Here is a 26449-nt window from a genome sequence, read left to right as displayed (position 1 = left end):
GAATCATAATGGCGCAAAGCAAAGTGCTGATCGTAGAAGACGATGAAGGTCTTCGTGAAGCCCTAGTCGATACTCTGGCTCTGGCAGGGTATGAGTGGTTGGAAGCGGACTGTGCTGAAGATGCACTGTTGAAGCTGAAATCGAATACGGTTGATATCGTCGTTTCTGATGTGCAAATGGCGGGTATGGGTGGCTTAGCTCTGCTCAAAAGCATCAAGCAGAATTGGCCTAACTTACCAGTATTGCTAATGACGGCGTACGCCAACATTGAAGATGCCGTGTCTGCAATGAAAGATGGCGCGATTGACTACATGGCGAAACCATTTGCACCAGAAGTGTTGCTAAATATGGTCAGTCGTTATGCACCGATAAAAAGTGATGACAACGGTGATGCTATCGTTGCTGATGAGAAAAGTCTGCGCTTACTCGCGTTGGCCGATAAAGTGGCACGTACAGATGCGAATGTTATGGTGCTAGGTCCTAGTGGCTCAGGTAAAGAAGTGATGTCGCGTTATATTCACAACGCGTCAAATCGTAAAAATGGTCCTTTTGTCGCAATTAACTGTGCCGCGATTCCTGACAATATGCTCGAAGCAACACTGTTTGGCTATGAAAAGGGTGCATTTACTGGTGCTGTTCAGGCATGCCCAGGAAAGTTTGAACAAGCGCAAGGTGGCACAATCTTGCTTGATGAAATCAGCGAAATGGACCTGAACCTGCAAGCGAAGTTGTTGCGTGTTTTGCAAGAGCGAGAAGTAGAGCGCCTAGGCAGTCGCAAAAGCATCAAGTTAGATGTTCGTGTGTTAGCGACGAGTAACCGTGATCTTAAGCAATACGTGTCAGAAGGAAACTTCAGAGAGGACTTATATTACCGCCTGAATGTATTCCCAATTGCGTGGCCTGCACTTAAAGAACGTAAAGGCGATATTGCACCGCTTGCCAAGCATCTTGCTGAGCGTCATTGCAGCAAAATGGGCATGCCAGTGCCTCAATTCTCGGCCGTTGCGTTAGAAAAACTATTGCAATACCCTTGGCCGGGTAATGTTCGTGAATTGGATAACGTGGTTCAACGAGCGCTGATATTAAGTGAAAATGGCGACATCGATGCAGAGCACATTTTGCTCGAGGGCGTAGATTGGCAAGATGCCAATAGCTTGCAACACGTGGTGCAAAATGCAGATATGGTCGTGCCCAATGTTAAGCCAGTTGCTCAAGCTGAGAGTGTCAGCCGCCCAGTAACTGGTGGAGAAGGCTTAGGCAGCGAGCTGCGCGATCAAGAATACGCCATTATTTTGGAGACTTTGGTTGAGTGTAATGGTCGACGCAAAGAAATGGCGGAGAAACTGGGTATAAGCCCTCGAACCTTGCGCTATAAGCTTGCCAAAATGCGTGATGCTGGTATAGATATCCCGAATTAACACAGACAACGGCCATAAGACGAAAAGTGTAAGTAAATTGATTGCTAATGTCTTATGGCACGTTAATTGCTGTGTCAATAATCAGTTTTGTTAATAGTCAATCTTTTGGCTTAGAGGTGCTAATGAAAATTGATGGTATTCAGGCAGAAATGCGCGCCATGATGGTAGAAGCAACCAATACGGCTCCTACTGCAAGTGGGGCGAAAGTTGGAGCGGATTTTAACGATCTCCTAACTAAAGCCATCAATAACGTGAACACACTTCAAAAAGCATCTGGTGATTTACAAACCCGTTTTGATCGTGGTGATGCCGATGTATCCCTTTCTGACGTTATGATCGCTCGTAACAAGTCTAGTGTCGCTTTTGATGCGACGGTTCAAATTCGCAATAAACTCGTTGAGGCATATAAAGATCTCATGAACATGCCAGTGTAATTTAGGTAATAAGTGTGGCAGACAAGTCTACAGATTTAACCGTCACTGAAGGCGGCTCAGATGGTGCACTGGTAGCAAGTTCCGATGTGGATGTGGAGAGTCAAAATCCAGATCTAGAGGAGCGTAGTGCGTCAAAATTCGATATGGCAGTGGGCGACCTCGATTTACTTCGTCAGGTTGTGCTTGTGCTGTCGATATCCATCTGTGTTGCATTGATCGTGATGCTGTTCTTTTGGGTCAAAGAACCGGAGATGCGCCCACTTGGTGCGTATGAGACCGAAGAATTGATCCCCGTTCTGGATTATCTGGACCAGCAGAAAATCAATTATAAGCTTGATGGCAATACTGTTTCTGTTGAATCGAGTGAGTACAACTCGATCAAACTTGGCATGGTTCGTTCCGGCGTTAACCAAGCTACAGAAGCGGGCGATGATATTTTGCTGCAAGACATGGGTTTTGGTGTTTCACAACGTCTCGAGCAAGAGCGTCTCAAACTCAGTCGAGAGCGCCAATTGGCTCAAGCAATTGAAGAAATGAAGCAAGTTCGCAAAGCACGAGTGTTATTGGCACTGCCAAAGCACAGCGTGTTTGTGCGTCATAACCAAGAAGCTTCTGCGTCGGTATTTTTGACATTGTCGACAGGCACGAACCTTAAGCAGCAAGAAGTGGATTCTATTGTCGACATGGTGGCTAGTGCCGTGCCGGGAATGAAAACTTCTCGAATTACCGTCACAGATCAGCATGGCCGCTTACTCAGCTCAGGCTCCCAAGATCCCGCTTCTGCGGCACGACGCAAAGAACAAGAATTAGAACGCAGCCAAGAGCAAGCGCTGCGCGAAAAAATTGATTCCGTACTATTACCGATTTTAGGTTATGGCAACTATACGGCGCAGGTTGATATACAAATGGATTTCAGTGCGGTTGAACAAACTCGCAAACGCTTTGATCCGAACACCCCTGCGACCCGCAGTGAGTACGCACTCGAAGATTACAATAACGGTAACATGGTTGCGGGTATTCCGGGTGCGTTGAGTAATCAGCCTCCAGCGGATGCCTCAATTCCGCAAGATGTGGCTCAAATGAAAGATGGTTCTGTCATGGGGCAGGGTTCAGTTCGTAAAGAGTCCACGCGTAACTTTGAGCTAGATACCACCATCAGCCACGAGCGAAAGCAGACCGGGACGGTGGCTCGTCAGACCGTTTCTGTTGCGATTAAAGACCGTCGTCAAGTTAACCCTGATACGGGTGAAGTGACTTATACCCCAATGTCCGAATCTGAAATCAATGCCATTCGCCAAGTATTAATTGGTACCGTCGGCTTTGATCAAGGTCGTGGCGATTTACTGAATGTATTGAGTGTAAAGTTTGCTGAGCCAGAGGCTGAGCAGCTAGAAGAACCACCAATTTGGGAGCACCCTAACTTCAGTGATTGGGTTCGTTGGTTCGCAAGTGCATTAGTGATTATTGTGGTTGTGTTGGTTCTGGTTCGCCCAGCAATGAAGAAATTGCTTAACCCTACCAGCGATGATGAAGACGAAATGTACGGACCAGACGGCTTGCCGATTGGTGCGGATGGTGAAACTAGCTTGATTGGCAGTGACATCGAAAGCAGCGAACTGTTCGAGTTTGGCTCAAGTATTGATTTGCCAAACCTTCATAAAGATGAAGATGTATTGAAAGCGGTTCGCGCTCTGGTTGCGAATGAACCTGAACTGGCTGCTCAAGTAGTGAAAAACTGGATGAATGACAATGGCTAACGATATCGTACCTCAAGATGACAACGCCGCGGGAATGCCAGTAGAGCTGGATGTTTCAACCATTACTGGCGAAGAAAAAGCGGCAATTTTGCTACTGAGCCTTAATGAACAAGATGCAGCTGGCATTATCCGTCACCTAGAACCAAAACAGGTTCAGCGTGTTGGTAGTGCGATGGCTCGCGCGAAGGATCTCAGCCAAGACAAGGTATCTGCTGTTCATCGTGCGTTTTTGGAGGATATCCAGAAATACACCAACATTGGTATGGGCAGCGAAGACTTTATGCGTAATGCACTGGTTGCCGCTCTTGGTGAAGACAAAGCCAACAACTTAGTTGACCAGATCCTACTTGGTACGGGCTCAAAAGGCTTGGATTCTTTGAAATGGATGGACCCACGCCAAGTGGCGAGCATTATTGTCAATGAACACCCACAGATTCAAACTATCGTATTGTCTTATTTAGAAGCAGACCAATCTGCAGAGATTTTGTCTCAGTTCCCTGAGCGCGTGCGTTTGGATCTGATGATGCGTATTGCCAACCTTGAAGAAGTTCAGCCATCAGCATTGGCAGAGCTGAACGAAATCATGGAGAAACAGTTCGCGGGTCAAGCGGGTGCACAAGCAGCCAAAATTGGCGGCCTGAAAGCAGCAGCGGAGATCATGAACTACCTAGACAACAACGTCGAAGGTTTGTTGATGGAACAAATTCGCGATCAGGACGAAGACATGGCGACGCAAATCCAAGACCTAATGTTTGTCTTCGAAAACTTAGTCGAGGTGGACGACCAAGGTATTCAGAAGTTGCTGCGTGACGTACCACAAGACGTGTTGCAAAAAGCACTCAAAGGTGCAGATGACTCGTTACGTGAGAAAGTCTTCAAGAACATGTCTAAACGTGCTGCTGATATGATGCGTGATGACATAGAAGCGATGCCGCCAGTACGAGTGGCAGATGTAGAAGCCGCTCAGAAAGAAATCTTAGCAATTGCCCGTCGAATGGCGGATGCTGGTGAGCTCATGTTGTCTGGCGGTGCTGACGAATTCTTATAATTTCTATTGCTTCGCAATTATCCTATTGCGGAGCACCCTCACTTCTTAATCGAACACACAATAGGTAACCCATGGCTGGCGATAGAAAACGTGGATTTATCCGTCCTGATGAAGATGATTCGATGATCGAACCTCAACGTTGGGGGCTGCCTGATTATGGCGAGCCTAAAGCCAAACAAGCAAAACAAACCGCGTTCAACTATGACCCGGGGTGGGTGCCGAATTTTGATGAGCCTGAAGAAGAGCAGCCACTTGCGCTAACCGAAGAGCAAATTGAACTGATTAAGCAAGGTGCTTATCAAGAAGGCTTACATCAAGGTCAGGAAGCTGGCTTTAAGCAAGGTTACGACAAAGGTAAAGAAGAAGGGTTGCAAGCCGGCCATGCTGAAGGTCTCGAGCTCGGAAAAGCTGAAGGGGTAACTGCAGGGCAAGAATACATTCAGCAGCAAGTTGAAACTTTTATGAACTTGGCCAATCAGTTTGCTCAACCTTTGGAGTTGATGAATGCTCAGGTTGAAAAGCAGCTGGTGGATATGGTGCTCTGCTTAGTCAAAGAAGTGGTGCACGTTGAAGTACAAACCAACCCTCAAATTATTTTAGATACAGTGAAGCAGTCGGTCGAAGCGCTACCAATATCAGGCCACCCTATTACCTTGCACCTGAATCCAGAAGATGTCGCGATTATTCGTTCAGCTTATGGTGAAGAAGACCTTAATTGTCGCAACTGGACGTTAGTTGCTGAGCCATCGCTCAATCGAGGTGATGTCCAGATTGAAGCCGGCGAATCAAGCATTAATTATCGCATGGAAGAACGCGTCAAAAGCGTATTGCACAGCTTTTGTGGCGCAAACCGTCATCAAGAGGGTGAGTAATCCATGCAAGCACTCGCTGACCGCTTAAAAAGCTACAAAGTTGAAGGCCTTACGACGCGCCCTGTCGCCTCTGGCAAACTGGTGCGTGTGGTTGGGTTAACGTTGGAAGCAACCGGCTGTCGCGCACCAATTGGCAGTTTATGCTTAGTGGAAACCATGTCAGGTCAGATGGAAGCCGAGGTTGTCGGCTTTTCAGGTGACAACCTATTTTTAATGCCAAGTGAACAAATTACGGGCATTTTACCTGGCGCGAGAGTCACCCCTTTAACCAGTGACGCTGGTTTGCCTGTCGGCATGGAGCTACTTGGGCGCGTTATAGACGGGGTTGGGAATCCACTTGATGGACTTGGCCCTTTGTATACCGATCACCGTGCCTCTTTTAATGCCGAACCAATTAACCCATTGGCTCGAAAGCCAATTTCTGAACCGCTCGATGTTGGCCTAAAAGCTATCAATGGTTTGTTGACGGTCGGTAAAGGTCAGCGTATCGGTCTGTTTGCAGGTTCTGGTGTGGGTAAATCGGTCACGCTTGGCATGATGACGCGAGGTACCACCGCACAGGTTGTGGTCGTCGGCCTGATAGGTGAGCGTGGACGTGAAGTTAAAGAATTCATCGAAGAGATCTTGGGTGAGGACGGTCGTCGCCGCTCAGTGGTGGTCGCGGCGCCTGCCGATGCTTCACCTCTAATGCGCTTAAAGGGGTGCCAAACGGCATTAACGATTGCTGAATACTTCCGGGACCAAGGGTTAGATGTTCTGCTATTGATGGACTCGTTGACTCGTTTTGCACAAGCACAGCGTGAAATCGCACTTTCTGTTGGTGAGCCGCCAGCGACGAAAGGCTACCCGCCTTCTGTATTTGCCAAGCTGCCAGCGCTGGTTGAGCGAGCGGGTAATGGAAGTGCCGAACAAGGCTCGATTACGGCGTTCTTTACCGTGTTGACCGAAGGGGATGATTTGCAAGATCCGATAGCGGACGCATCGCGAGCCATTCTTGATGGCCATATTGTACTTTCTCGTGAAATGGCGGATGCAGGCCATTATCCGGCGATTGATGTCGAGAAGTCGGTGAGCCGTGTTATGCCGCAAATCACGACCGAAGAGCACGTTCTGATGTCAAAAGCGGTGCGACAGGTCTTGTCTATTTGTCGCAAGAATCAAGATTTGGTCTCGATTGGAGCGTACAAACCGGGTACCGATCCTGCTATTGATGGCGCATTTACTTTGAAACCGAAGTTAGACGAATACTTGCAGCAGAGCATGAAAGAATCGGTGCCATACGATATGTGCGTCAATATGCTTAGAAACATTTTGGGTGGGTGATAGCGCGTGAATAATGCGATGGAGTTTCTACTTGAGCAAACTAAGGATCGTGAAGACCAAGCTGTGCTTGCACTGAACAAAGCGCGTTCTGAACTCGAAGATTATTACCGTCAGGTTGAACAAATTGAAAAGTATCGGCTTGATTATTGCCAGCAGCTCGTCGACCGTGGTCAGGCGGGCCTAACGGCAAGTCAATATGGACACTTAAATCGATTCCTTACCCAGCTAGATGAGACTTTATCTAAGCAAAAGCAAGCAGAAAGTCATTTCAAAGAGCAGGTTGAAAACTGTAAAGAATATTGGTTAACCGTGCGTAAAGAACGCAAATCCTATGAGTGGATGATAGACAAACGCGAAAAAGAGAAACAACTTGCTGAAGCTAAGCGCGAACAAAAGCAAGTGGACGAGTTTTCCACCTTACTTTACAGTCGAAAACCACATCGTTTCTAAAGGTTATCGGTTCGATATTGCATTACGGTGTTGCAGTTGACTACATCTCTACCGATTCAAGTAAGGTAACTTTGATTGAGTCTTGTTCAATTAGCTCAAATACCTTCGGTCGAATCTCGCGAACCCACCACTCGTTGTATGTTTTTTCGTAGAGAGCCTGGCGTGCTTGTTCATTGTCGAACTCTCTAAGCCAAACAAAATAGTCATGTCCATCATCACCAGTGTGGACGTAAGTATTCAGTACACGCATGCCTTGTGAACGTTGATAGGGCAACAGTTCTTCCTTCATCCAACTTAGCCACTGTTCTGTTTTGCCTGCTTTGATTCTATATTGGCGTAATTCTGTGATCTTCAAAGTGATTCCTTAATTGTTAAGCCAAGTGTCTGTTTACGCTTATCGTTTTTCAAAGTCAATCAAGTAGCTGTACATCATGTTAGGAACCAGGTTCTCGGATAGTACTGTTGATGTTTGTTCCATAAACATGCCATCTATTAGCTTGCCGAGAATTGGCTCAATATTGTGGTGTGATTTTTGCATTTTAGCTGTCAGTGTCGGGTCTTTTTGACCTTTGTTTGCCGCCAGTATTGCTGTCTGTCAGCGATACGCTCAGAGCCACGAGAACGAGAGTTTCTAAATGAGTGTGAATTTGTCCCATGTATCTGCGACTACCAAGACGCCAGTTTCTGATGTGTCCGCTAAAGCGTCCGCAGAGAGCACTGAAAGCAAGGGATTTTTAGAAACGTTAACCGATGCGTTTGCTGGTAAACAAAAGCCCGAAAAAGTAGCAACAGAATCGACAGTGGTTGAAGAAAAAGAAAGAGCGGATGTAGGCAGTACTTCTTCTGCTAACGTCTCGGACGAATTGTTGGCGCAAGAAAGCCAAGAATCCGTCAGTGACGAGCCCCATGGTTTTGATGAAATATCAGCAAACAAACCGAATGCAACCTTAAGTGAAGAAGCAAGTTTACAAAAGGCGAGTAACAGCACACCTTTGGAGAATGATGTTGAAGCTATTGAAAAAGTGAAATCAACATCAATCGATACGAGCAACCCATCAAATATAGTGGACGTAAAAAGCACGATGGGCGAAGGACAACAGCTTCTTGGTCGAATTGAACAAGCGAATCAAACCCTGAATGCGAGTAATGCATCCATCGATAGTGGCAAAGTTTTGCCTCAGAGCGCGAATTTAGTGCATTCGTTCCACGAGCAAGCAACCGTTTCGACACACCTTGATGAGCTGGCTTTGAATGAAACGCCATCAGTTCATTCTCTTGAACAAGCACAGATGATCCCAGGACAAGACTTAGAGCCAATTTTAGATAAGAATGGTCAACCTATCGATGTCGACAAACTTTCGCCTGAGTTTGCTGCTTGGCAAGAGCTAGCGAAACAAGCCAGCCATCCGACGGCTAAGAGCGCAGTCAGTGGTGAAGTAGCTAATGATCTGTCGCCGTTGTTAACAGACGTTGATGGTTCCAACATCGACGCGCTTCCACGAGTCTCCTTGGATGAACTTGAAGTTATAGATACTAAGTTGGCGCAAGGAAAACCACTGACTCAGCAAGAAGCTCAGATCATTGAAGGGTTGAAACAAGGAAGGATCACGGCGGATATTCCTGATCAAGACCTTGCCCAATTTGTTGCGCTCCCTAATGACATTAAACAGATTCTCGCAGAGCAACAAGTACAACATAATTTAACTCGCCAGGCTGGACCTATGGCAGTGTCTCAGCAAATCCAGCATACAGCGGCTCAAGTACCCCAGCCACAAACTGCTCATAGTGGAGAAAAAGTCGCATTATCTCCAACGCCCGATACGTTGATAACCGCGCAAGTGCCGACGTCGCTTCAAGGTGTGAAAGACGGAGAGATTAGCCAGAAAGTGATGAACGCAGCATTGGCGACTGGTGCGCTAAAGGCGACTGCGGATAAACAAGATAAGCCGGATCTCCAACACGGTTTCGCTGGACAGCTTCAGGCTATGGCAGGTCAGCAAGGAATTAATGTACAGCAACAAGCGCGTATTGATGCTGCACAACAAGCTCAGCTTCCGTTGCAACTAACTAAAGAGCTAGCCAACGAGCAAGTTGCGGAAAAAGTGCAAATGATGATGTCGAAGAATCTGAAAAATCTCGATATTCGTCTTGATCCACCAGAGTTAGGTCGTATGCAAATTCGTATGACCATGAATAATGACGTTGCCAATGTACATTTTACAGTGAACAACCCGCAAGCTCGTGACATTATTGAACAGACGCTCCCTCGTTTGAGAGAAATGCTAGCACAACAAGGTATGCAGCTGGCTGATTCTTCCGTCCAGCAACAAAACAGCGGGCAACAGCAAGGTAGGTATACTGCTGAACAACATGGTCAAAGCGCGCAAAGTGGCGGTTTTTCTGGACAGTCCGAAGAGGGTTTTGAATCTGATGTCAATCTGGATTTGAATGTCGCTTCAAAGCGTGATGGAATTAGTTTTTACGCATAAAAGGCCGTTTAACGGCAATGGAATATGGTTACCAAGCAACTCACTAAAACGTCTTGGTAACTCAAAAGAACAATAAGAGACAAGAATGGCAGAAGAACAGTTACAAGGGGCCGATGCGCCGAAAGGAAAAAGCAAGTTACTTATCATCATCATCGCTGTTGTAGTATTACTACTTGGTGGCGGGGCAGCGGCATTTTTTCTAATGGGCTCTGATGAACCTGCTCAGGCTGAGTCGTCTCAACAGGCTCAAGTGAAGGCATCGGATGCTGCGCCCATCGCGTATGTGAATCTTCCTCAGGCATTTGTATTTAACGTTACTGGGGATAGCCGCGATAGGTTGGTTCAAATTAAAGCGCAGTTAATGGTTCGCGGTGCAGAAAATGAAGAGTTGGCGCGGTATCATTCGCCACTGATTGAAAGCTCTATGCTATCAACGTTTGCTTCCGCGACGGTTGATCAATTGCGCTCTCCTACAGGACGAGTGGAATTGCGCGATCGTGCTTCCGAAGATATCAAAGCAGCGCTGAATGCTGCGGTCGGTAAGCCAGTGATTGAAAAAGTACTGTTTACAGATTTTGTTATTCAATAGGTAAAACGTGACCGATCTATTAAGCCAAGACGAAATTGATGCGCTATTGCATGGGGTTGACGATGTTGATGACGTCGATGAACCGATAGAAAACGACACTGAGGGCGCCGTCAATTTTGATTTCTCGTCGCAAGACAGAATCGTACGTGGTCGAATGCCGACGCTCGAACTTATCAACGAGCGCTTCGCACGGCACATGCGTATTAGTCTGTTTAATATGCTGCGTAAAACGGCAGAGGTGTCGATCAATGGCGTGCAGATGATGAAGTTTGGTGAATACCAGAACACATTGTACGTGCCAACCAGTTTGAACATGGTGCGTTTTCGTCCGTTAAAAGGCACTGCGTTGATCACCATGGAGGCTCGTTTAGTCTTTATTCTGGTAGAAAACTTCTTTGGCGGTGATGGTCGATTCCACGCCAAAATAGAAGGCCGTGAATTTACCCCAACGGAACGCCGCATCATTCAGTTGTTACTGAAAATTGTATTTGAAGATTATAAAGAAGCGTGGTCGCCAGTGATGGGGGTAGAGTTCGAATATCTCGACTCTGAAGTAAACCCAAGCATGGCAAACATTGTCAGCCCGACAGAAGTGATTGTCGTGAGTTCATTCCATATAGAAGTTGACGGCGGTGGCGGCGATTTTCATGTCGTTATGCCTTACTCCATGGTTGAGCCTATCCGTGAACTATTGGATGCAGGTGTTCAGTCCGACAAGATGGAAACGGACGTTCGCTGGAGCTCAGCACTACGTGAAGAGATCATGGATTGTCCGGTTAACTTCCGTGTGAACTTGCTCGAAAAAGACATTTCTTTGCGTGATCTCATGGAGCTGCAACCGGGCGATATCATCCCGATTGAAATGCCAGAACATGCGACGATGTTTGTAGAAGACCTACCGACCTATCGCGTAAAAATGGGTCGTTCGGAAGATAAATTAGCGGTGCAAATTTCTGAGGAAATTGAGCGCCCACATGTCGTCAAAACAGATTTAGCTTTCTTAGGTAAAGACATCATGTCCGAGCTTGAGAGTGAAGACGATATAGACCATTAAGATACCTTATTAAACAGACATGCTATGGCATGAGTAAGGCGTAACACAGGATAGAAAAATGGAACCAAGTGACGATCAAAAGCTAGCAGACGAATGGGCAGCCGCTCTTGGCGAAGACCCGTCTGCCCCTTCTGTAGACGTAGATGAAGTATTGGCTGCGCCACTGGAAGAGCTAAAAGACACTTCAAGCCCAATTAGCGAAGATGAGCGTCGTAAACTCGACACTATTATGGATATCCCGGTGACGATTTCGATGGAAGTCGGTCGTTCTCAAATTAGCATTCGGAACCTGTTGCAGCTTAACCAAGGTTCGGTTGTTGAATTGGATCGTCTAGCCGGTGAGTCGCTCGACGTATTGGTTAACGGTACTTTGATTGCTCACGGCGAAGTCGTGGTCGTCAACGATAAGTTTGGTATCCGTTTGACGGATGTGATCAGCCAAACTGAACGAATTAAGAAGCTGCGTTAAGATGAGTCGTTCAATCAAAATGCGATTGAAGCAAATCACTGGAGCACTGAGCTTAATACTAAGTGCTCCTTATGCATTTGCTGCCGCACCAAATAATCTAGATCTTGCGACGACACTTGGCTCGCTTGTGCTTGTAATCGGCGTGATTCTTTTGCTGGCTTGGTTGCTGAAACGTATGCAAGTGCCAGCGATGGGACAACAAAAGGGCTTGCGTATAGTGAGTCAGTTGCCAGTGGGTACAAAAGAAAGAATCGCAGTAGTTCAAGTGGGTGAAGAACAGTTTTTGGTTGGGATTACTAGCCAATCGATCCAAACTTTAGCCAAGTTAGATAAGCCACTGAAAGAGGAAGAGTTGGCGACCAATGCTTTTGCGACTCAATTTAGCCAGCTGATCAAAAAACATGACAAAGGGTAATCCAATTCGTTTGCTCCTGAGTACGTTGTTACTTTTTGTCGGCGTGCTGTTTTCTTCATTTACCTTTGCTGAAGCAGAGGAGTCAGCGCTGCCAGATAACTTAGCCGATGGAAGTAGTGTTACAGTTCAGGCTATGCAAAGTGATACTGGTGCTAGCCGTGCTATGTCCGTTTCTAGTGGCGGTGGTATTCCAGCATTCACCATGACCACGAACCCTGATGGCAGTGAAGACTACTCGGTTACACTACAAATTTTAGCGTTAATGACCATGCTTGGCTTCTTGCCTGCCATGGTGATTCTGATGACCTCGTTCACTCGAATTGTGGTGGTGATGTCGATATTGCGTCAGGCAATGGGTTTGCAACAAACGCCTTCTAATCAGGTTATTATTGGTATTGCGCTGTTTTTGACCTTTTTTGTTATGTCCCCTGTCCTGAACGAAATCAACGACAAAGCTGTTCAGCCTTATTTGAACGAGCAAGTCACGGCGCGAGAAGCGTTTGATGCTGCACAAGCGCCAATGAAAGCATTTATGCTTAAGCAGACCCGAATCAAAGACTTGGAGACGTTCGTAACCATGTCAGGAGAGCAAGTCGAGAATCCAGAAGATGTGTCGATGGCGGTGTTGATTCCGGCTTTTATCACCTCAGAGCTAAAAACTGCATTCCAAATTGGCTTTATGCTCTTCTTGCCGTTTTTGATTATTGACCTTGTAGTCGCTTCGGTACTGATGGCAATGGGTATGATGATGTTGTCACCAATGATTGTTTCGTTGCCGTTCAAGTTGATGTTGTTCGTATTGGTCGATGGTTGGAACTTGATACTCTCGACACTTGCGGGCAGCTTTGCCCTTTAGATAAGCGCAGATAGAGGATAAGACATGACACCAGAAATGTTTGTCGAGCTTTTCCGTGAAGCACTTTGGATGGTGCTTATCATGGTCTGCGCTATTATCATCCCAAGCTTGCTTATCGGCCTTGTAGTCGCGATTTTTCAAGCTGCGACATCCATCAACGAACAAACGTTGAGCTTCTTACCGCGTTTGATTGTCACGCTTTTGGCCCTGATGCTGTTTGGGCATTGGATGACGCAAATGTTGATGGAATATTTCTATGGCTTGATTGAACGCTTACCTCAGGTGCTTTATTAGAGGCGCCTATGGAGTACCCCACTAGCGTTGTCTTAGATTGGATCGCAAACTACTTCTGGCCCTATGTTCGTATCTCATCCATGTTGATGGTGATGACAGTAACCGGGGCCCGATTTGTTTCGCCAAGAATCCGCCTTTACCTCGGTTTAGCCATCACTTTCGCTGTCATGCCAGCCATCCCCGCCGTACCTCAAGACATTGAGCTACTCTCGTTTCGTGGCTTCATGACCATTGCCGAGCAAATAATCATCGGCATAGCGATGGGTATGGTTACTCAATTTATGATTCAAACCTTTGTCCTACTTGGTCAAATATTGGGTATGCAATCAAGTTTGGGCTTTGCTTCTATGGTTGATCCCGCAAATGGTCAGAACACGCCATTGCTTGGCCAGTTATTCATGTTCTTAACGACAATGTTTTTCCTTGCCACCGATGGACACTTAAAAATGCTGCAATTGGTGGTGTTCAGTTTTAAAACTTTGCCGATTGGCTCCGGCTCGCTCAACGCGGTTGATTTCCGTGAAATGGCAGGCTGGCTTGGTATTATGTTCCAAACGGCACTGAGTATGTCTCTATCTGGCATTATTGCGCTACTGACCATTAACTTGTCGTTTGGTGTAATGACCCGTGCCGCACCACAGCTGAATATCTTCTCGCTTGGTTTTGCTTTTGCTTTGATGGTGGGTCTATTACTTTGTTGGTACATACTGGCTGGTCTATACAGTCATTATGAAATGTTCTGGACAGTGGGTGAGGCGCAGATTTGTCGGCTTATTCGCTTGGAGTGCTAAGATTTGGCAGAATCAGACGGTCAGGAACGCACCGAAGAAGCCACGCCTCGACGGTTACAACAAGCCAGAGAAAAGGGGCAGGTCGCTCGATCTAAAGAGCTTGCATCAGCATCTGTGCTGATCGTTGGCGCCATTTCATTGATGTGGTTTGGAGAGGCGTTAGCACGTTCATTGTTTTCCATCATGAGCCGTTTATTTGATCTTCAACGAGAAGAGATTTTCGATACTGCAAAACTGTTTGATATCGCTTTGGGCGCGATGAGTGATTTGTTGTTCCCACTATTTTTGGTGTTAGCGACATTGTTTACCGCCGCCATGATTGGAGCAGCAGGTGTGGGAGGAATCAGTTTTTCTGCCCAAGCAGCCATGCCCAAGCTGTCGAAAATGAATCCGCTTAGCGGCTTAAAGCGAATGGTTGGAATGCAAAGCTGGGTAGAGTTGATCAAATCAATCCTTAAAGTGGTTCTGGTCACCGGTGTCGCCATCTATTTGATCCAAGCATCGCAGGCCGATCTGATTCAATTGAGCATGGATGTGTATCCGCAAAACATCTTCCATGCTTTAGATATTTTGCTGAACTTTATTTTGCTGATCAGTTGCTCGCTATTGATTGTGGTTGCCATCGATATTCCATTTCAAATCTGGCAGCACGCTGATCAGTTAAAAATGACCAAGCAAGAAGTCAAAGACGAATACAAAGAGACTGAAGGTAAGCCGGAAGTGAAAGGCCGTATTCGTATGTTGCAAAGGGAAGCGGCTCAACGTCGAATGATGGCGGATGTTCCTCAAGCTGATGTTATTGTTACTAACCCAGAGCACTTCTCGGTAGCGCTTCGTTATAAACAGAAGACAGACCGTGCGCCAGTCGTGATCGCTAAAGGTACTGACCACATGGCGATGAAGATTCGAGAAGTCGCCCGCGAACATGACATTACGATTGTGCCCGCACCACCTTTGGCTCGTGCGTTGTACCACACGACAGAGCTCGAGCAAGAGATCCCCGATGGGTTATTTACTGCCGTCGCTCAGGTTTTGGCATTTGTATTCCAATTGAAGCAATACCGAAAACGAGGTGGACAGCGCCCGAAAATTCAAGATTATGATTTGCCAATCCCGCCCGAGCACCGTCATTGATACGAAAAGCGGTAAAGCCTTAAAAAAGCTCGTTTGATCAAAAGCTAAGCTCTATTTGAGTGTTTAGTCATTATTTTGGCGCTAATTATGGTACATAGATTGCTTAAAACGCTTTAATTATCAACCCTACCTAAACTTTTAGGCTAAAGCGGTCGCGTATTAATAGTAAGAGCTTACGTGACGCTTCAATCGATTGAGATCTCTCGCAGTATGAAGTTAAGCCTGCCGTTTGCAGATAAATTGCCACGAATCCCTCAACGTGAAATGCCAGCTATTGGTGCTCCGGTGATGGTTTTGGCCACCCTAGCGATGGTGGTACTGCCGATTCCAGCATTTTTGCTGGATATGTTCTTCACCTTTAACATCGCGCTGTCGATGGTGGTGTTGTTAGTGACCGTTTACACACGTCGCCCTTTGGACTTCGCTGCTTTTCCAACGGTATTGCTGATCGCCACGTTGCTCCGCTTGGCTTTGAACGTTGCCTCGACTCGTGTCGTCTTACTGCATGGTCATGAAGGCGGTAATGCGGCAGGTAACGTAATTGAGGCGTTCGGTAACGTCGTTATTGGTGGTAACTACGCGGTCGGCCTAGTGGTTTTCCTCATCTTAATGATCATCAACTTTATGGTGGTGACCAAAGGTGCGGGTCGTATCTCTGAGGTAAGTGCTCGCTTTACGCTTGATGCGTTGCCGGGTAAGCAAATGGCGATTGATGCCGACTTGAATGCCGGATTGATAGACCAAGAGCAGGCAAGAGTTCGTCGTTTTGAAGTGACCAAAGAAGCGGATTTCTATGGCTCGATGGATGGTGCCTCGAAGTTCGTAAAAGGTGACGCGATTGCCGGTATTTTGATTCTGTTTATCAACATCGTCGGCGGTCTGTCGATCGGTATGGCGCAGTATGGATTGGGTTTCGGTGAAGCGATTGAAATCTATACCTTACTGACAATCGGTGATGGTTTGGTCGCACAAATCCCATCGCTATTGCTGTCGATTGCAGCGGCAATGATGGTGACGCGCCAAAACACCGATGAAGACATGGGGGAACAACTGGTCTTCCAGATGTTCGACAACCCAAAAGCGCTGATGATTACTGCGGCTATTCTTGGTGTGATGGGCATCGTACCGGGCATGCCACACTTTGCGTTTTTGAGCCTGGCAGTCGCGGCCGGTGCAGCGGCATATTTCATCGACAAACGGCAGAAGCAGAAAGCGAAAGAGCCCGCTTTACCAGCAACAGCAGACGAAGGTACAGAACCTTCCTCACAGCGCGAACTGTCTTGGGATGACGTCCAGCCAGTCGATATTATTGGCTTGGAAGTAGGTTATCGCTTAATCCCTTTGGTGGACAGAGACCAAGGTGGGGAACTGTTAGAGCGCGTAAAAGGCGTGCGTAAAAAGTTATCGCAAGATTTTGGGTTCCTAATTCCAGCGGTTCATATTCGTGACAATCTTGAGCTGACCCCAAACAGTTACCGAATTACATTGATGGGGGTTGCGGTGGGCGAGGCAGAGATTCGTCCGGATCAAGAGCTAGCGATTAACCCAGGTCAGGTGTATGGCATGATTGATGGTGAGCCAACCATTGACCCTGCTTTTGGACTGGAAGCCGTATGGATCCGAGAAGATCAGCGTGAGCACGCGCAGGCTCTGGGTTATACGGTTGTTGATTCATCAACGGTATTAGCGACACACCTAAGCCAGCTATTGACCAACAACGCGTCACAGCTAATTGGCCATGAAGAAGTAGAGAATTTATTAGAAATGTTGGGACGCAGCGCGCCTAAGTTGGTCGAGAACTTTGTTCCTGACCAATTACCATTAGGTGTGGTGGTGAAAGTCCTACAAAACTTGTTAAACGAGGCCATTCCAATCCGCGATATTCGCACGATTGTTCAAACTTTGGCTGAGTACTCAAGTAAGAGTCAAGAAGCTGACATATTGACGGCAGCAGTTCGAATTAGTCTTAAACGCCTAATTGTTCAAGAAATCAATGGTATAGAGCCTGAGTTACCAGTGATTACTTTGATACCCGAACTGGAACAAATATTGCATCAAACTATGCAAGCATCAGGAGGCGAATCTGCGGGGATTGAACCGGGACTCGCTGAGCGATTGCAGTCTTCACTAAGCCAAGCGACACAGGAACAAGAACTGAAAGGCGAACCTGCCGTTCTGCTTACTTCCGGTGTATTACGCTCGACGTTGGCGAAATTTGTGAAGAACACAATACCTAATCTCCGGGTACTGTCTTACCAAGAAATCCCGGATGAAAAACAGATCAGAATTGTGCAAGCCGTGGGTAACTGATCTCACGCATCATTAATGGATTCATAGTTTGAAAATAAAGCGATTTTTTGCCAAAGACATGAGAACGGCGCTGCTCCAAGTGAAAGAGGAGTTAGGCGCGGAAGCGGTGATCATGTCAAACAAGAAAGTGGCTGGTGGAGTAGCGATTGTTGCGGCGATAGATAGTGAATCTAATCCGTCTCAAGCAAGCGCAGCGTCACAGCAAAATCGCGGTGCTTCTCAATCGAATCGCTATAACGAACATCGTCAAATGTCATCGTCTTCTGCTGATCGTTACCAAGATCGTCATTTAGATGAAGATAAAATTAGCCTGAACAGTAATAACAGTAACAATGAAAAAACAGGCTCAATGACGCAGCGATTCGCTAATATGCTTAAGCAATATAGCGGTGGTGCAGCAGATGCTGACGACCACGTAGCGGAAAATGAAGATTCGCTCTCTGCTTTGCTGCAACGCCAAAATAAGCATCGCGACGGCTACAACCAAGAAAAGCCAGCGCCATATCAACCAGATTCACCTTTGGCGAAGCTAATCGCACAGGACAATCGATTTGAACGTCCGACGCCCAAGCTGGATCCGACGCGATATGACCGACGTCGCCCAAGTGATGAGCGTGACGAATCGGCCGATGAGCTAGAAAGCATGCGCGAAGAGATGACGTCAATTCGTCGTCTGTTGGAGCACCAAGTTTCTGGCCTGATGTGGCAAGAAGTAGAACGCCGTGAGCCGCTAAGAGCAATGCTGATTAAGCGCTTAGAGCGAATGGGCGTTTCTCCGGAGTTAGCAGACCAGATGGCCTGTTATATCCCGGAAGATACAAAGCCAGCGCGAGCGTGGAAAGCGTTATTGTCGCTGGTGGCGGATCAAATCAATATTCCTAAACAGGACATTTTAAAACGTGGTGGCGTAGTCGCATTGTTGGGTCCGACGGGGGTTGGGAAAACAACAACCGTAGCGAAACTCGCAGCACGCGCAGCCATGGAATACGGTGCCGACAATGTGGCCCTTGTGACAACAGATACATATCGCATAGGTGCACATGAGCAGCTCTCAATTTACGGAAGAATTATGGGTTGTCCCGTAAGAGTTGCTAAAGATTCTAACGAGTTAGCCGATGTTATATATCAGCTAAGAAACAGAAGACTGATTTTGGTCGATACGGCAGGGATGGGGCAACGAGATGTGAGGCTTTCCGAGCAGCTCGACACTCTAATGCAAGAGAGCGGGGAAGTGATTCACAGCTACCTTGTTTTGCCGGCTACCGCACAACGTCGTGTTCTACAAGAAACGCTGGATCACTTCCGACGTATACCACTTTCGGGTTGTATTATGACGAAGCTTGATGAGTCATTAAGCCTAGGCGAATTCATCAGTGTAGTGATTCAAAACGCAATGCCAGTAGCTTACATCGCTAATGGTCAGCGCGTACCAGAAGACATTGTGATAGCGCAACCAAAATATATGCTTGCGAAAGCAAATGAACTGTTAGAGAAGTCGACAGAGAACGAACCTCACTTTTGGAACAGTGACAGTGAAGGACTCTAAGGCGGCGGACTACTATGACTGAGAATATGATACACGATCAAGCAAGCGGCCTCCGTCGCTTAACACAACCATCGTTGACCAAAGTGATTGCTGTTACTGGCGGCAAAGGTGGTGTGGGGAAATCAAACGTAACACTGGGTCTGGCGATTTGTATGGCTCGCCAAGGCAAGAAGGTGATGGTTCTCGACGCTGATTTAGGTCTGGCCAATGTGGACGTGATGCTCGGAATTCGTGCAAAACGTAATCTAGGACATGTCTTAGCGGGTGAATGTGAGCTAAAAGATGCGATTGTCGAAGGGCCTTATGGTATAAAGATAATTCCTGCAACTTCTGGCACACAGAGCATGACAGAGCTTTCTCACGCTCAGCATGCCGGACTCATCCGAGCATTTGGTAGTCTTGAAGACGAAATGGATGTCCTGCTGATTGATACCGCTGCTGGTATCTCTGACATGGTAATCAGTTTTTCGCGAGCAGCTCAAGATGTGGTTGTAGTTGTGTGTGATGAACCGACGTCAATCACAGATGCCTATGCATTAATCAAGCTGTTGAGTAAAGAACACCAAGTTCAACGCTTTAAAGTTGTAGCAAATATGGTCAGAAGCTACCGTGAAGGGCGAGAATTGTTTGCAAAGTTGACACTAGTCACAGAGCGATTCTTGAATGTTAGCCTTGAACTCGTAGCATGTATTCCATTAGATGATAAAGTACGACAGGCTGTAAAAAGACAAAAAATTGTCGTTGATGCGTTCCCACGCTCGCCTGCCGCTTTAGCTATCAGCTCACTAGCAAACAAAGCGTTGACGTGGCCACTACCGAAAACACCAAGTGGACACTTGGAATTTTTTGTGGAAAGGTTGCTAAATCGTACCGAATTCGCAGAGGACCCTTTTGGTGAATAAAGCGATAACCTATGACCAACATGGCAAATTTAATAGCCAGCAGGCGTTCATTGAACGTTATTCAGTGTTGGTTAAGCGCATTGCTCACCACCTACTAGGCCGTTTACCGCCGAGTGTTCAGGTAGAGGATTTAATTCAGGCCGGCATGATCGGTCTTATCGAAGCTCAGCAGAATTATGATGGTTCTAAAGGTGCGAGCTTTGAAACTTATGCAGGTATCCGTATTCGTGGCGCAATGTTAGATGACATGCGTAAAGGCGATTGGGTACCGCGTTCTGTTCATAAAAATAATCGAGAGATTAACCAAGCGATTGCGGAGCTGGAAGGCGAATTAAATCGAGATCCTACTGATTCTGAAGTAGCCACGCATCTCGGTATGACACTGGATCAATATCATAGTGCTCTTACCGATATCAACTGCTCAAAATTAGTCGGTATTGAAGATTTAGGCGTTTCTGATGATGTGATTTCACCGGCGGATGAAACCGATGACAGCAACCCATTCAAAGGGGTAGTTGATGAATCATTTCGAAAAGCACTGGTTGAATCAATAAAACAGCTTCCAGAGCGTGAAGCTTTGGTTCTTTCGCTTTATTATGATGAAGAACTCAATTTGAAAGAAATTGGCGATGTGTTAGGCGTAAGCGAATCTCGCGTAAGTCAAATACTGAGTCAAGCGATGCAACGTTTACGTACCAAGCTCAGTGCGTGGACACAAAATGACTAAAAACACTGATTTTACGATTCAGTGGAGGCAATTTTGAATAAAAACATGAAGATCCTTATTGTTGATGATTTCTCAACAATGCGCCGTATTGTTAAAAACCTGCTTCGTGACTTGGGTTTCAATAACACTCAAGAAGCGGACGATGGTTTAACCGCATTACCAATGCTGAAAAAAGGTGACTTCGATTTTGTTGTAACTGACTGGAACATGCCAGGTATGCAAGGCATCGATTTGCTTAAACACATCCGCGCGGATGCAGAACTTAAGCATCTGCCAGTTCTAATGATCACGGCTGAAGCGAAGCGTGAGCAGATCATTGAAGCTGCTCAAGCAGGTGTAAACGGCTACATTGTTAAGCCATTTACTGCTGCAACATTAAAAGAAAAATTAGATAAAATTTTCGAGCGTTTATAACTCTCTCTTTCTCTTTGTTATTCGAGTCATTCATACCAATTATTAAATACCTATTAAATGACTCGTTTAGCGTTTTCAAAGTGATAAGAAGAACTAAACGTAAAAGGGTCTATTCAGAATGATCTCACTAGAGCAGGCGAAGTCACTCGTTCAAATGCTAGAAAACGGGGAACAAGACCAAGCCAATATGCTTGTTGCCTCGATCTACGAAGGTGCCGATAACCCAATGCTGCAAGAAATTGGAGCGTTAACTCGAGACCTTCACGAATCACTCAAGCAGTTCAGTCTCGATCAGCGCATGACCGAAATTGCGAAAGACGAAATCCCTAACGCTAGGGATCGTCTCAATTATGTGATCGAGAAGACAGAGCTTGCAGCCAACAAAACAATGGATGCGGTCGACTGCTGCCTTCCTATCGCTGACAACCTGCATGATTGCCTTCTAAAAGTTCGTCCTCAATGGAATGAACTCATGCACGGGCGCATAGAATTAAGCGAATTTAAAGCACTGTGCCACCGAATTGACGGGCTATTAGTGCAAGTCGAAGGTGACAGCACTGAATTGCGCGGCCAATTGACCGAAATTCTCATGGCGCAAGACTTCCAAGACCTAACTGGCCAAATCATTCGCCGCGTAATTACGTTGGTTAATGAAGTTGAAGGCCGCTTAGTGGAAATCCTAACCGTATTCTCTGGAAATAAACTTGAAGAACACATTCAAGTTTTGTCAGAACCGGCAGATAAAAAGAATACACAAACAAGCGAAGCCGAAGGCCCGATTCTTCATCCAGAACTGAGAGAAGATGCGGTTTCATCGCAGGACGAAGTCGATGACTTGTTGTCCAGTCTTGGATTTTAAAGGTAACGTATGAGCTACGATTTAGACGAAGATATTCTTCAGGACTTTCTCATTGAGGCTGGGGAAATTATCGAGCTGCTTTCTGAGCAGTTGGTTGAATTGGAAAATAACCCAGAAGACAAAGACTTACTTAATGCTATTTTCCGCGGGTTTCATACCGTAAAAGGCGGTGCCGGCTTCCTTTCATTGGCAGAGCTAGTCGATACTTGTCATGGTGCGGAGAACGTGTTCGACGTTTTACGAAACGGTCAACGCACGGTAACGCAAAACTTAATGGATACGATGCTAAAAGCCTTGGATACGGTTAATACCCAGTTCCAGGCTGTTCAAGATCGTGAGCCGTTAGAAGCTGCGGACCCTGAGCTTCTTGAAGAACTTCATCGTCTATGCAAACCTGAGTCAGAAGATGAAGTAGCGGCAACCGTAGTTGAAGAACCAGTGGCTACTCCAGAACCTATTATTCCCGAGCCTATCATCGAAGAACCTGCTGCACCGTCAGCACCATCAAGTGTCGGCTCTGTTGATGAAATTACCCAAGACGAATTCGAAAAGCTATTGGATGAGCTTCATGGTAAAGGTTCAGCGCCAGGCAACTCAATGTCTGCGACACCTACAACGCCATCTGAACCGCCTCAATCGAGTGCACCATCAGTTGAAAGTGGTGATATCACTGATGATGAGTTTGAACGTTTACTCGATGAACTGCACGGTGTAGGAAAAAGCCCTTCTACGGCAGAGGCTGCTGCATCTGTACCAGTAGAGCCACCTAAAGCGGCAGAGCCTTCCGCTCCAGTGGCATCTTCATCAAATCAAGACAGTGACTTAATGACGGACGAAGAGTTCGAAAAGTTACTCGATGAGCTACATGGTTCAGGTAAAGGTCCAACGCTAGAAGAATTGGACATGGCAACGAAGCCTGCTTCAGCAAACGTAGAGCAAAGCCCTGCGAAACCTGAGCCTGTTGCTAAGCCAGCACCTGTTCAAGCAGCGCCAGCACCAAAGCCAGAATCTAAACCAGTCGCGGTAAAAGAAGAAGCCAAAGCACCAGCGGTTAAAAAACCTCAGGCTGAAGCAACCGTTCGTGTTGATACCTCGACGCTTGATACCATCATGAACATGGTGGGTGAGCTCGTATTGGTGCGTAACCGTCTACTAAGCCTTGGTTTGAATAGCGACAACGAAGAGATGTCCAAAGCGGTCGCTAACCTTGATGTGGTAACTGCGGATCTACAAGGCGCGGTAATGAAAACGCGTATGCAGCCAATTAAGAAAGTGTTTGGCCGTTTCCCACGCGTTGTCCGTGACTTGGCTCGTAACCTAAATAAAGACATCGTGCTAGAAATGCGCGGTGAAGAAACCGATCTCGATAAAAACCTTGTAGAAGCATTGGCCGATCCGTTGATTCACTTGGTGCGTAACTCGGTTGATCACGGTATTGAAATGCCAGACGCACGCGCGAAGGCAGGCAAATCACGCACAGGTAAAGTGATTTTGTCAGCATCGCAAGAAGGGGACCATATTGAACTATCCATCGTAGATGATGGTGGCGGTATGGACCCGAACAAACTGCGTGGCATCGCGGTGAAGCGTGGCATGATGGATGAAGATGCGGCGGCACGTTTAACAGATAAAGAGTGCTTCAACCTTATCTTCGCACCTGGCTTCTCAAGTAAAGATAAAATTTCTGACATTTCTGGTCGTGGTGTGGGTATGGACGTGGTTAAGACGGCGATCAATACCTTAAACGGTTCAATCGATATCGATTCTGAGCTAGGCAAGGGCACTAAGATTACGATCAAAGTACCACTAACGTTAGCGATTTTACCGACTCTGATGGTTGGTGTTGGCGGTCATCCTTTTGCTCTACCACTGGCTTCGGTGAGTGAAATTTTCCACTTGGATCTTAGTCGTACAAACGTGGTAGATGGTCAGCTGACGATCATTGTGCGTGAGAAATCTATCCCACTATTTTACTTACAAAACTGGTTGGCATCCAAATCGCAAAACGTTCAAGAGCGTACTGGTCACGGTCACGTGGTGATTGTACAGATTGGTAACCAGCGCGTTGGTTTTGTTGTGGATACGCTTATTGGTCAAGAAGAAGTGGTTATTAAGCCACTCGATAATCTATTACAAGGCACTCCAGGTATGGCTGGTGCGACAATTACTAGCGATGGCCATATTGCATTAATTCTAGATGTGCCTGATTTACTTAAGAGATATGCTGCGGCTTCACGCCTTTAAGCAAAGCTGACGTTATTAAAAGGAATAAGATGGCGATTAAAGTACTAGTCGTTGATGATTCGAGTTTTTTCCGACGTCGCGTGAGCGAAATCATCAACTCAGAATCGCGCCTAGAAGTGATTGACGTTGCGGTAAATGGTAGAGAGGCGGTTGAGAAAGCCAAATCTCTCAAACCTGACGTCATCACGATGGATATTGAAATGCCAGTGATGGATGGCATTACAGCTGTACGTGAAATAATGGCCGCTGCTCCAACGCCAATTCTAATGTTTTCGTCCCTGACCCACGACGGGGCGAAAGCTACGCTTGATGCGCTAGATGCGGGCGCATTGGACTTCTTACCGAAAAAGTTTGAGGACATTGCGCGTAACCGTGAAGAAGCGGTGTCATTACTTCAACAGCGTGTGATTCAGATTGCCTCGAAGCGCGCTTTCATGCGTCGACCTATCGCTCGCCCAACAGCGAGTACCAGCACGACTACTCGACCATTAGGTTCAAGAACGGCTTCACCTGTGACTCCAACACCAACTCGACCTGCTGCGACAAAGTACCGTGCTTCTGGTAAGAAGTATCAACTGACGGCAATTGGCACATCAACAGGTGGCCCCGTTGCTCTACAAAAAATTCTGACGCGTTTGCCGATGAACTATCCGCATCCGATTGTATTGATTCAACACATGCCAGCAACGTTTACTGCTGCGTTTGCCAGTCGTTTGAACACCTTGTGCAAGATTCAAGTGAAAGAAGCACAAGATGGCGATGTGTTACAGCCCGGTGTGGCATACCTTGCACCAGGTGGGAAACAAATGATGGTGGATGGACGAGCGGGCGCTGCTCGTCTTCGCATTATTGATGGCGGCGACCGCATGAACTACAAACCATGTGTGGATGTGACTTTTGGTTCTGCCGCAAAAGTATATGGCGACAAAGTGCTCTCTTTAGTGTTGACAGGCATGGGTGCAGACGGTCGTGAGGGCGCTCGCATGTTGAAGTCTTCAGGCTCAACTATTTGGGCACAAGATGAAGAAAGTTGTGTTGTTTATGGCATGCCCCAAGCGGTTGCTAAAGCAGGCATTTCTTCAGAAGATTTACCGCTTGACCGCATTGCTGAACGCATGTTGGTGGAAGTTGGCCTAGCTTAGGATTCATCATGATTGTTTGGAGTGTAGCTAACCAGAAAGGAGGCGTGGGTAAAACCACCTCAACAGTGACATTAGCGGGCTTATTGAGCCAGAAAGGCCATCGAGTATTGATGGTTGATACTGATCCTCACGCCTCACTGACTACTTATCTCGGTTATGATCCTGATGCAGTAACTTCGAGCCTATTTGATTTATTCCAGTTGAAGACGTTTTCTCGTGAGACGGTTAAGCCGTTGATTTTAGAAACAGAGCTGGAAGGAATGGATATCATTCCCGCGCATATGTCCCTTGCCACGCTTGATCGCGTAATGGGTAATCGCAGTGGTATGGGATTAATCTTAAAACGGGCGCTGCAAACTGTCTCACAAGACTATGACTATGTGTTGATTGACTGTCCGCCAATCCTTGGCGTGATGATGGTGAACGCGTTGGCAGCCAGTGACCGAATTTTGATTCCTGTTCAAACAGAGTTTTTGGCGATGAAAGGTCTAGAGCGCATGATGCGTACGCTAACCATTATGCAAAAATCTCGCCCGGGCGGTTTCAAAGTGACTATCGTCCCAACCATGTACGATAAGCGCACGAAAGCGTCATTGCAGACATTGATGCAACTGAAAAAAGATTACCCAAATCAAGTGTGGACCTCAGCGGTGCCTATTGATACCAAGTTCCGCGATGCCAGTTTAAAGCACTTGCCAGCTTCGCATTTTGCATCTGGTAGCCGTGGTGTGTTTGCCTATAAACAGCTACTGATTTACCTGGAGAGGTTGGCGTTCGATGAGCAGTAATGATGTGCTGTCCAGTGAACAAGCACTTGATGACTACTTTAATGCATTACTGGATGATGAAACTGAAATAACGACTCTTGAGGAAGACCTTGACCTGTTAGCTCAAGAGGTATCATCTGCAGAG

The 26449-nt window shown here is 46.7% G+C and carries 27 protein-coding genes and 1 pseudogene; 26 read left to right on the top strand and 2 right to left on the bottom strand.

Annotation, left to right across the window (positions count from 1 at the left end):
* Positions 1 to 8 precede the first annotated feature (8 nt).
* The 7 genes from R7E51_RS08395 (at position 9) to fliJ (ending at position 7302) form a co-directional block, all read left to right on the top strand.
* Complete coding sequence (locus tag R7E51_RS08395; protein WP_054576279.1) at positions 9 to 1418, top strand: sigma-54-dependent transcriptional regulator; 1410 nt, start codon at positions 9 to 11, stop codon at positions 1416 to 1418.
* Positions 1419 to 1540: 122 nt separating this feature from the next.
* Entirely contained in the window at positions 1541 to 1852 is a 312-nt protein-coding gene (fliE, locus tag R7E51_RS08390) for a flagellar hook-basal body complex protein FliE (RefSeq protein WP_005384482.1), read from the top strand.
* Positions 1853 to 1866: 14 nt separating this feature from the next.
* Complete coding sequence (gene fliF / locus R7E51_RS08385; RefSeq protein WP_005380462.1) at positions 1867 to 3609, top strand: flagellar basal-body MS-ring/collar protein FliF; 1743 nt, start codon at positions 1867 to 1869, stop codon at positions 3607 to 3609.
* Entirely contained in the window at positions 3602 to 4657 is a 1056-nt protein-coding gene (gene fliG / locus R7E51_RS08380; protein ID WP_005380470.1) for a flagellar motor switch protein FliG, read from the top strand. Before fliF ends, fliG begins: the two co-directional genes overlap by 8 nt.
* Before the next feature lie 71 nt (positions 4658 to 4728).
* Complete coding sequence (fliH, locus tag R7E51_RS08375; RefSeq protein WP_005394317.1) at positions 4729 to 5529, top strand: flagellar assembly protein FliH; 801 nt, start codon at positions 4729 to 4731, stop codon at positions 5527 to 5529.
* Positions 5530 to 5532: 3 nt separating this feature from the next.
* Positions 5533 to 6852 (top strand): flagellar protein export ATPase FliI, encoded by a 1320-nt coding sequence (fliI, locus tag R7E51_RS08370; protein ID WP_005384474.1) that lies wholly within the window; start codon positions 5533 to 5535, stop codon positions 6850 to 6852.
* Positions 6853 to 6858: 6 nt separating this feature from the next.
* On the top strand, positions 6859 to 7302 hold the full coding sequence (gene fliJ / locus R7E51_RS08365) for a flagellar export protein FliJ (protein WP_206958537.1): 444 nt from the start codon (positions 6859 to 6861) through the stop codon (positions 7300 to 7302).
* Between the two features lie 40 nt (positions 7303 to 7342).
* Here fliJ and R7E51_RS08360 read toward each other — a convergent pair whose 3' ends face one another.
* Together R7E51_RS08360 and R7E51_RS08355 are read right to left on the bottom strand one after the other, a co-directional pair.
* A complete protein-coding gene (locus R7E51_RS08360) occupies positions 7343 to 7657 on the bottom strand; it encodes an NIPSNAP family protein (RefSeq protein ID WP_017635953.1) in 315 nt (104 codons plus the stop codon).
* A 39-nt stretch (positions 7658 to 7696) separates the two neighbouring features.
* A complete protein-coding gene (locus R7E51_RS08355; protein ID WP_005394314.1) occupies positions 7697 to 7840 on the bottom strand; it encodes a hypothetical protein in 144 nt (47 codons plus the stop codon).
* A gap of 97 nt (positions 7841 to 7937) precedes the next feature.
* Here R7E51_RS08355 and R7E51_RS08350 point away from each other — a divergent pair, with 97 nt between their 5' ends.
* The 19 genes and pseudogenes from R7E51_RS08350 to R7E51_RS08260 all read left to right on the top strand — a co-directional run.
* Positions 7938 to 9791 (top strand): flagellar hook-length control protein FliK, encoded by a 1854-nt coding sequence (locus R7E51_RS08350; RefSeq protein WP_017820813.1) that lies wholly within the window; start codon positions 7938 to 7940, stop codon positions 9789 to 9791.
* A gap of 85 nt (positions 9792 to 9876) precedes the next feature.
* The gene (fliL, locus tag R7E51_RS08345) at positions 9877 to 10380 is read left to right on the top strand and encodes a flagellar basal body-associated protein FliL (RefSeq protein WP_005380477.1); all 504 of its coding nucleotides are present in this window, start codon (positions 9877 to 9879) and stop codon (positions 10378 to 10380) included.
* 7 nt (positions 10381 to 10387) lie between these two features.
* On the top strand, positions 10388 to 11434 hold the full coding sequence (fliM, locus tag R7E51_RS08340) for a flagellar motor switch protein FliM (RefSeq protein WP_005380478.1): 1047 nt from the start codon (positions 10388 to 10390) through the stop codon (positions 11432 to 11434).
* A 58-nt stretch (positions 11435 to 11492) separates the two neighbouring features.
* Entirely contained in the window at positions 11493 to 11903 is a 411-nt protein-coding gene (gene fliN / locus R7E51_RS08335) for a flagellar motor switch protein FliN (RefSeq protein WP_005380479.1), read from the top strand.
* Between the two features lies 1 nt (position 11904).
* Complete coding sequence (gene fliO, locus R7E51_RS08330; RefSeq protein ID WP_017820812.1) at positions 11905 to 12318, top strand: flagellar biosynthetic protein FliO; 414 nt, start codon at positions 11905 to 11907, stop codon at positions 12316 to 12318.
* Complete coding sequence (gene fliP, locus R7E51_RS08325) at positions 12305 to 13174, top strand: flagellar type III secretion system pore protein FliP (protein ID WP_005380487.1); 870 nt, start codon at positions 12305 to 12307, stop codon at positions 13172 to 13174. The genes fliO and fliP overlap by 14 nt, the downstream gene beginning before the upstream one ends.
* Before the next feature lie 24 nt (positions 13175 to 13198).
* Positions 13199 to 13468: a flagellar biosynthesis protein FliQ gene (gene fliQ, locus R7E51_RS08320; protein ID WP_005380488.1), complete on the top strand. Its 270-nt coding sequence runs from the start codon at positions 13199 to 13201 to the stop codon at positions 13466 to 13468.
* An 8-nt stretch (positions 13469 to 13476) separates the two neighbouring features.
* On the top strand, positions 13477 to 14259 hold the full coding sequence (gene fliR, locus R7E51_RS08315) for a flagellar biosynthetic protein FliR (protein WP_005380489.1): 783 nt from the start codon (positions 13477 to 13479) through the stop codon (positions 14257 to 14259).
* 3 nt (positions 14260 to 14262) lie between these two features.
* Complete coding sequence (flhB, locus tag R7E51_RS08310; protein ID WP_005380490.1) at positions 14263 to 15393, top strand: flagellar biosynthesis protein FlhB; 1131 nt, start codon at positions 14263 to 14265, stop codon at positions 15391 to 15393.
* 210 nt (positions 15394 to 15603) lie between these two features.
* Complete coding sequence (gene flhA / locus R7E51_RS08305; protein WP_025998722.1) at positions 15604 to 17703, top strand: flagellar biosynthesis protein FlhA; 2100 nt, start codon at positions 15604 to 15606, stop codon at positions 17701 to 17703.
* 28 nt (positions 17704 to 17731) lie between these two features.
* Complete coding sequence (flhF, locus tag R7E51_RS08300; protein ID WP_033907111.1) at positions 17732 to 19249, top strand: flagellar biosynthesis protein FlhF; 1518 nt, start codon at positions 17732 to 17734, stop codon at positions 19247 to 19249.
* Between the two features lie 14 nt (positions 19250 to 19263).
* Positions 19264 to 20151, top strand: coding sequence for a MinD/ParA family protein (locus tag R7E51_RS08295; RefSeq protein ID WP_005380498.1), 888 nt, complete (start codon positions 19264 to 19266; stop codon positions 20149 to 20151).
* Positions 20144 to 20878 carry an RNA polymerase sigma factor FliA gene (locus tag R7E51_RS08290; RefSeq protein WP_005380499.1) on the top strand — a complete coding sequence of 245 codons (735 nt, stop codon included), beginning with the start codon at positions 20144 to 20146 and terminating at the stop codon, positions 20876 to 20878. Before R7E51_RS08295 ends, R7E51_RS08290 begins: the two co-directional genes overlap by 8 nt.
* A 45-nt stretch (positions 20879 to 20923) precedes the next feature.
* Positions 20924 to 21292: a chemotaxis response regulator CheY gene (gene cheY, locus R7E51_RS08285; RefSeq protein WP_017635949.1), complete on the top strand. Its 369-nt coding sequence runs from the start codon at positions 20924 to 20926 to the stop codon at positions 21290 to 21292.
* 118 nt (positions 21293 to 21410) lie between these two features.
* The gene (locus R7E51_RS08280) at positions 21411 to 22151 is read left to right on the top strand and encodes a protein phosphatase CheZ (protein WP_005380502.1); all 741 of its coding nucleotides are present in this window, start codon (positions 21411 to 21413) and stop codon (positions 22149 to 22151) included.
* Between the two features lie 9 nt (positions 22152 to 22160).
* Positions 22161 to 24395: a chemotaxis protein CheA gene (locus R7E51_RS08275; RefSeq protein WP_149192453.1), complete on the top strand. Its 2235-nt coding sequence runs from the start codon at positions 22161 to 22163 to the stop codon at positions 24393 to 24395.
* A 29-nt stretch (positions 24396 to 24424) separates the two neighbouring features.
* The gene (locus R7E51_RS08270) at positions 24425 to 25537 is read left to right on the top strand and encodes a protein-glutamate methylesterase/protein-glutamine glutaminase (RefSeq protein ID WP_005384458.1); all 1113 of its coding nucleotides are present in this window, start codon (positions 24425 to 24427) and stop codon (positions 25535 to 25537) included.
* An 8-nt stretch (positions 25538 to 25545) separates the two neighbouring features.
* Positions 25546 to 26325, top strand: coding sequence for a ParA family protein (locus R7E51_RS08265; protein ID WP_005380505.1), 780 nt, complete (start codon positions 25546 to 25548; stop codon positions 26323 to 26325).
* A pseudogene (locus R7E51_RS08260) lies at positions 26315 to 26449 on the top strand (chemotaxis protein CheW); the annotation flags it as partial. The gene R7E51_RS08265 and the pseudogene R7E51_RS08260, both read left to right, overlap by 11 nt.

The organism is Vibrio sp. Vb1166, assembly GCF_033338695.1.
Lineage (GTDB): Bacteria > Pseudomonadota > Gammaproteobacteria > Enterobacterales > Vibrionaceae > Vibrio > Vibrio alginolyticus.
The sequence above is the reverse complement of the archived record's forward strand: the minus strand, read 5'-3'. Positions and strand labels throughout refer to the sequence as shown.

Coding starts and splice junctions, on each gene's coding strand:
- R7E51_RS08395 (WP_054576279.1), top strand. CDS start 9: ATGGCGCAAAGCAAAGTGCTGATCGTAGAAGACGATGAAGGTCTTCGT.
- fliE (WP_005384482.1), top strand. CDS start 1,541: ATGAAAATTGATGGTATTCAGGCAGAAATGCGCGCCATGATGGTAGAA.
- fliG (WP_005380470.1), top strand. CDS start 3,602: ATGGCTAACGATATCGTACCTCAAGATGACAACGCCGCGGGAATGCCA.
- fliH (WP_005394317.1), top strand. CDS start 4,729: ATGGCTGGCGATAGAAAACGTGGATTTATCCGTCCTGATGAAGATGAT.
- fliI (WP_005384474.1), top strand. CDS start 5,533: ATGCAAGCACTCGCTGACCGCTTAAAAAGCTACAAAGTTGAAGGCCTT.
- R7E51_RS08355 (WP_005394314.1), bottom strand. CDS start 7,840: ATGCAAAAATCACACCACAATATTGAGCCAATTCTCGGCAAGCTAATA.
- R7E51_RS08350 (WP_017820813.1), top strand. CDS start 7,938: ATGAGTGTGAATTTGTCCCATGTATCTGCGACTACCAAGACGCCAGTT.
- fliL (WP_005380477.1), top strand. CDS start 9,877: ATGGCAGAAGAACAGTTACAAGGGGCCGATGCGCCGAAAGGAAAAAGC.
- fliN (WP_005380479.1), top strand. CDS start 11,493: ATGGAACCAAGTGACGATCAAAAGCTAGCAGACGAATGGGCAGCCGCT.
- fliO (WP_017820812.1), top strand. CDS start 11,905: ATGAGTCGTTCAATCAAAATGCGATTGAAGCAAATCACTGGAGCACTG.
- fliP (WP_005380487.1), top strand. CDS start 12,305: ATGACAAAGGGTAATCCAATTCGTTTGCTCCTGAGTACGTTGTTACTT.
- fliQ (WP_005380488.1), top strand. CDS start 13,199: ATGACACCAGAAATGTTTGTCGAGCTTTTCCGTGAAGCACTTTGGATG.
- fliR (WP_005380489.1), top strand. CDS start 13,477: ATGGAGTACCCCACTAGCGTTGTCTTAGATTGGATCGCAAACTACTTC.
- flhA (WP_025998722.1), top strand. CDS start 15,604: ATGAAGTTAAGCCTGCCGTTTGCAGATAAATTGCCACGAATCCCTCAA.
- R7E51_RS08295 (WP_005380498.1), top strand. CDS start 19,264: ATGACTGAGAATATGATACACGATCAAGCAAGCGGCCTCCGTCGCTTA.
- cheY (WP_017635949.1), top strand. CDS start 20,924: ATGAAGATCCTTATTGTTGATGATTTCTCAACAATGCGCCGTATTGTT.
- R7E51_RS08280 (WP_005380502.1), top strand. CDS start 21,411: ATGATCTCACTAGAGCAGGCGAAGTCACTCGTTCAAATGCTAGAAAAC.
- R7E51_RS08275 (WP_149192453.1), top strand. CDS start 22,161: ATGAGCTACGATTTAGACGAAGATATTCTTCAGGACTTTCTCATTGAG.
- R7E51_RS08270 (WP_005384458.1), top strand. CDS start 24,425: ATGGCGATTAAAGTACTAGTCGTTGATGATTCGAGTTTTTTCCGACGT.
- R7E51_RS08265 (WP_005380505.1), top strand. CDS start 25,546: ATGATTGTTTGGAGTGTAGCTAACCAGAAAGGAGGCGTGGGTAAAACC.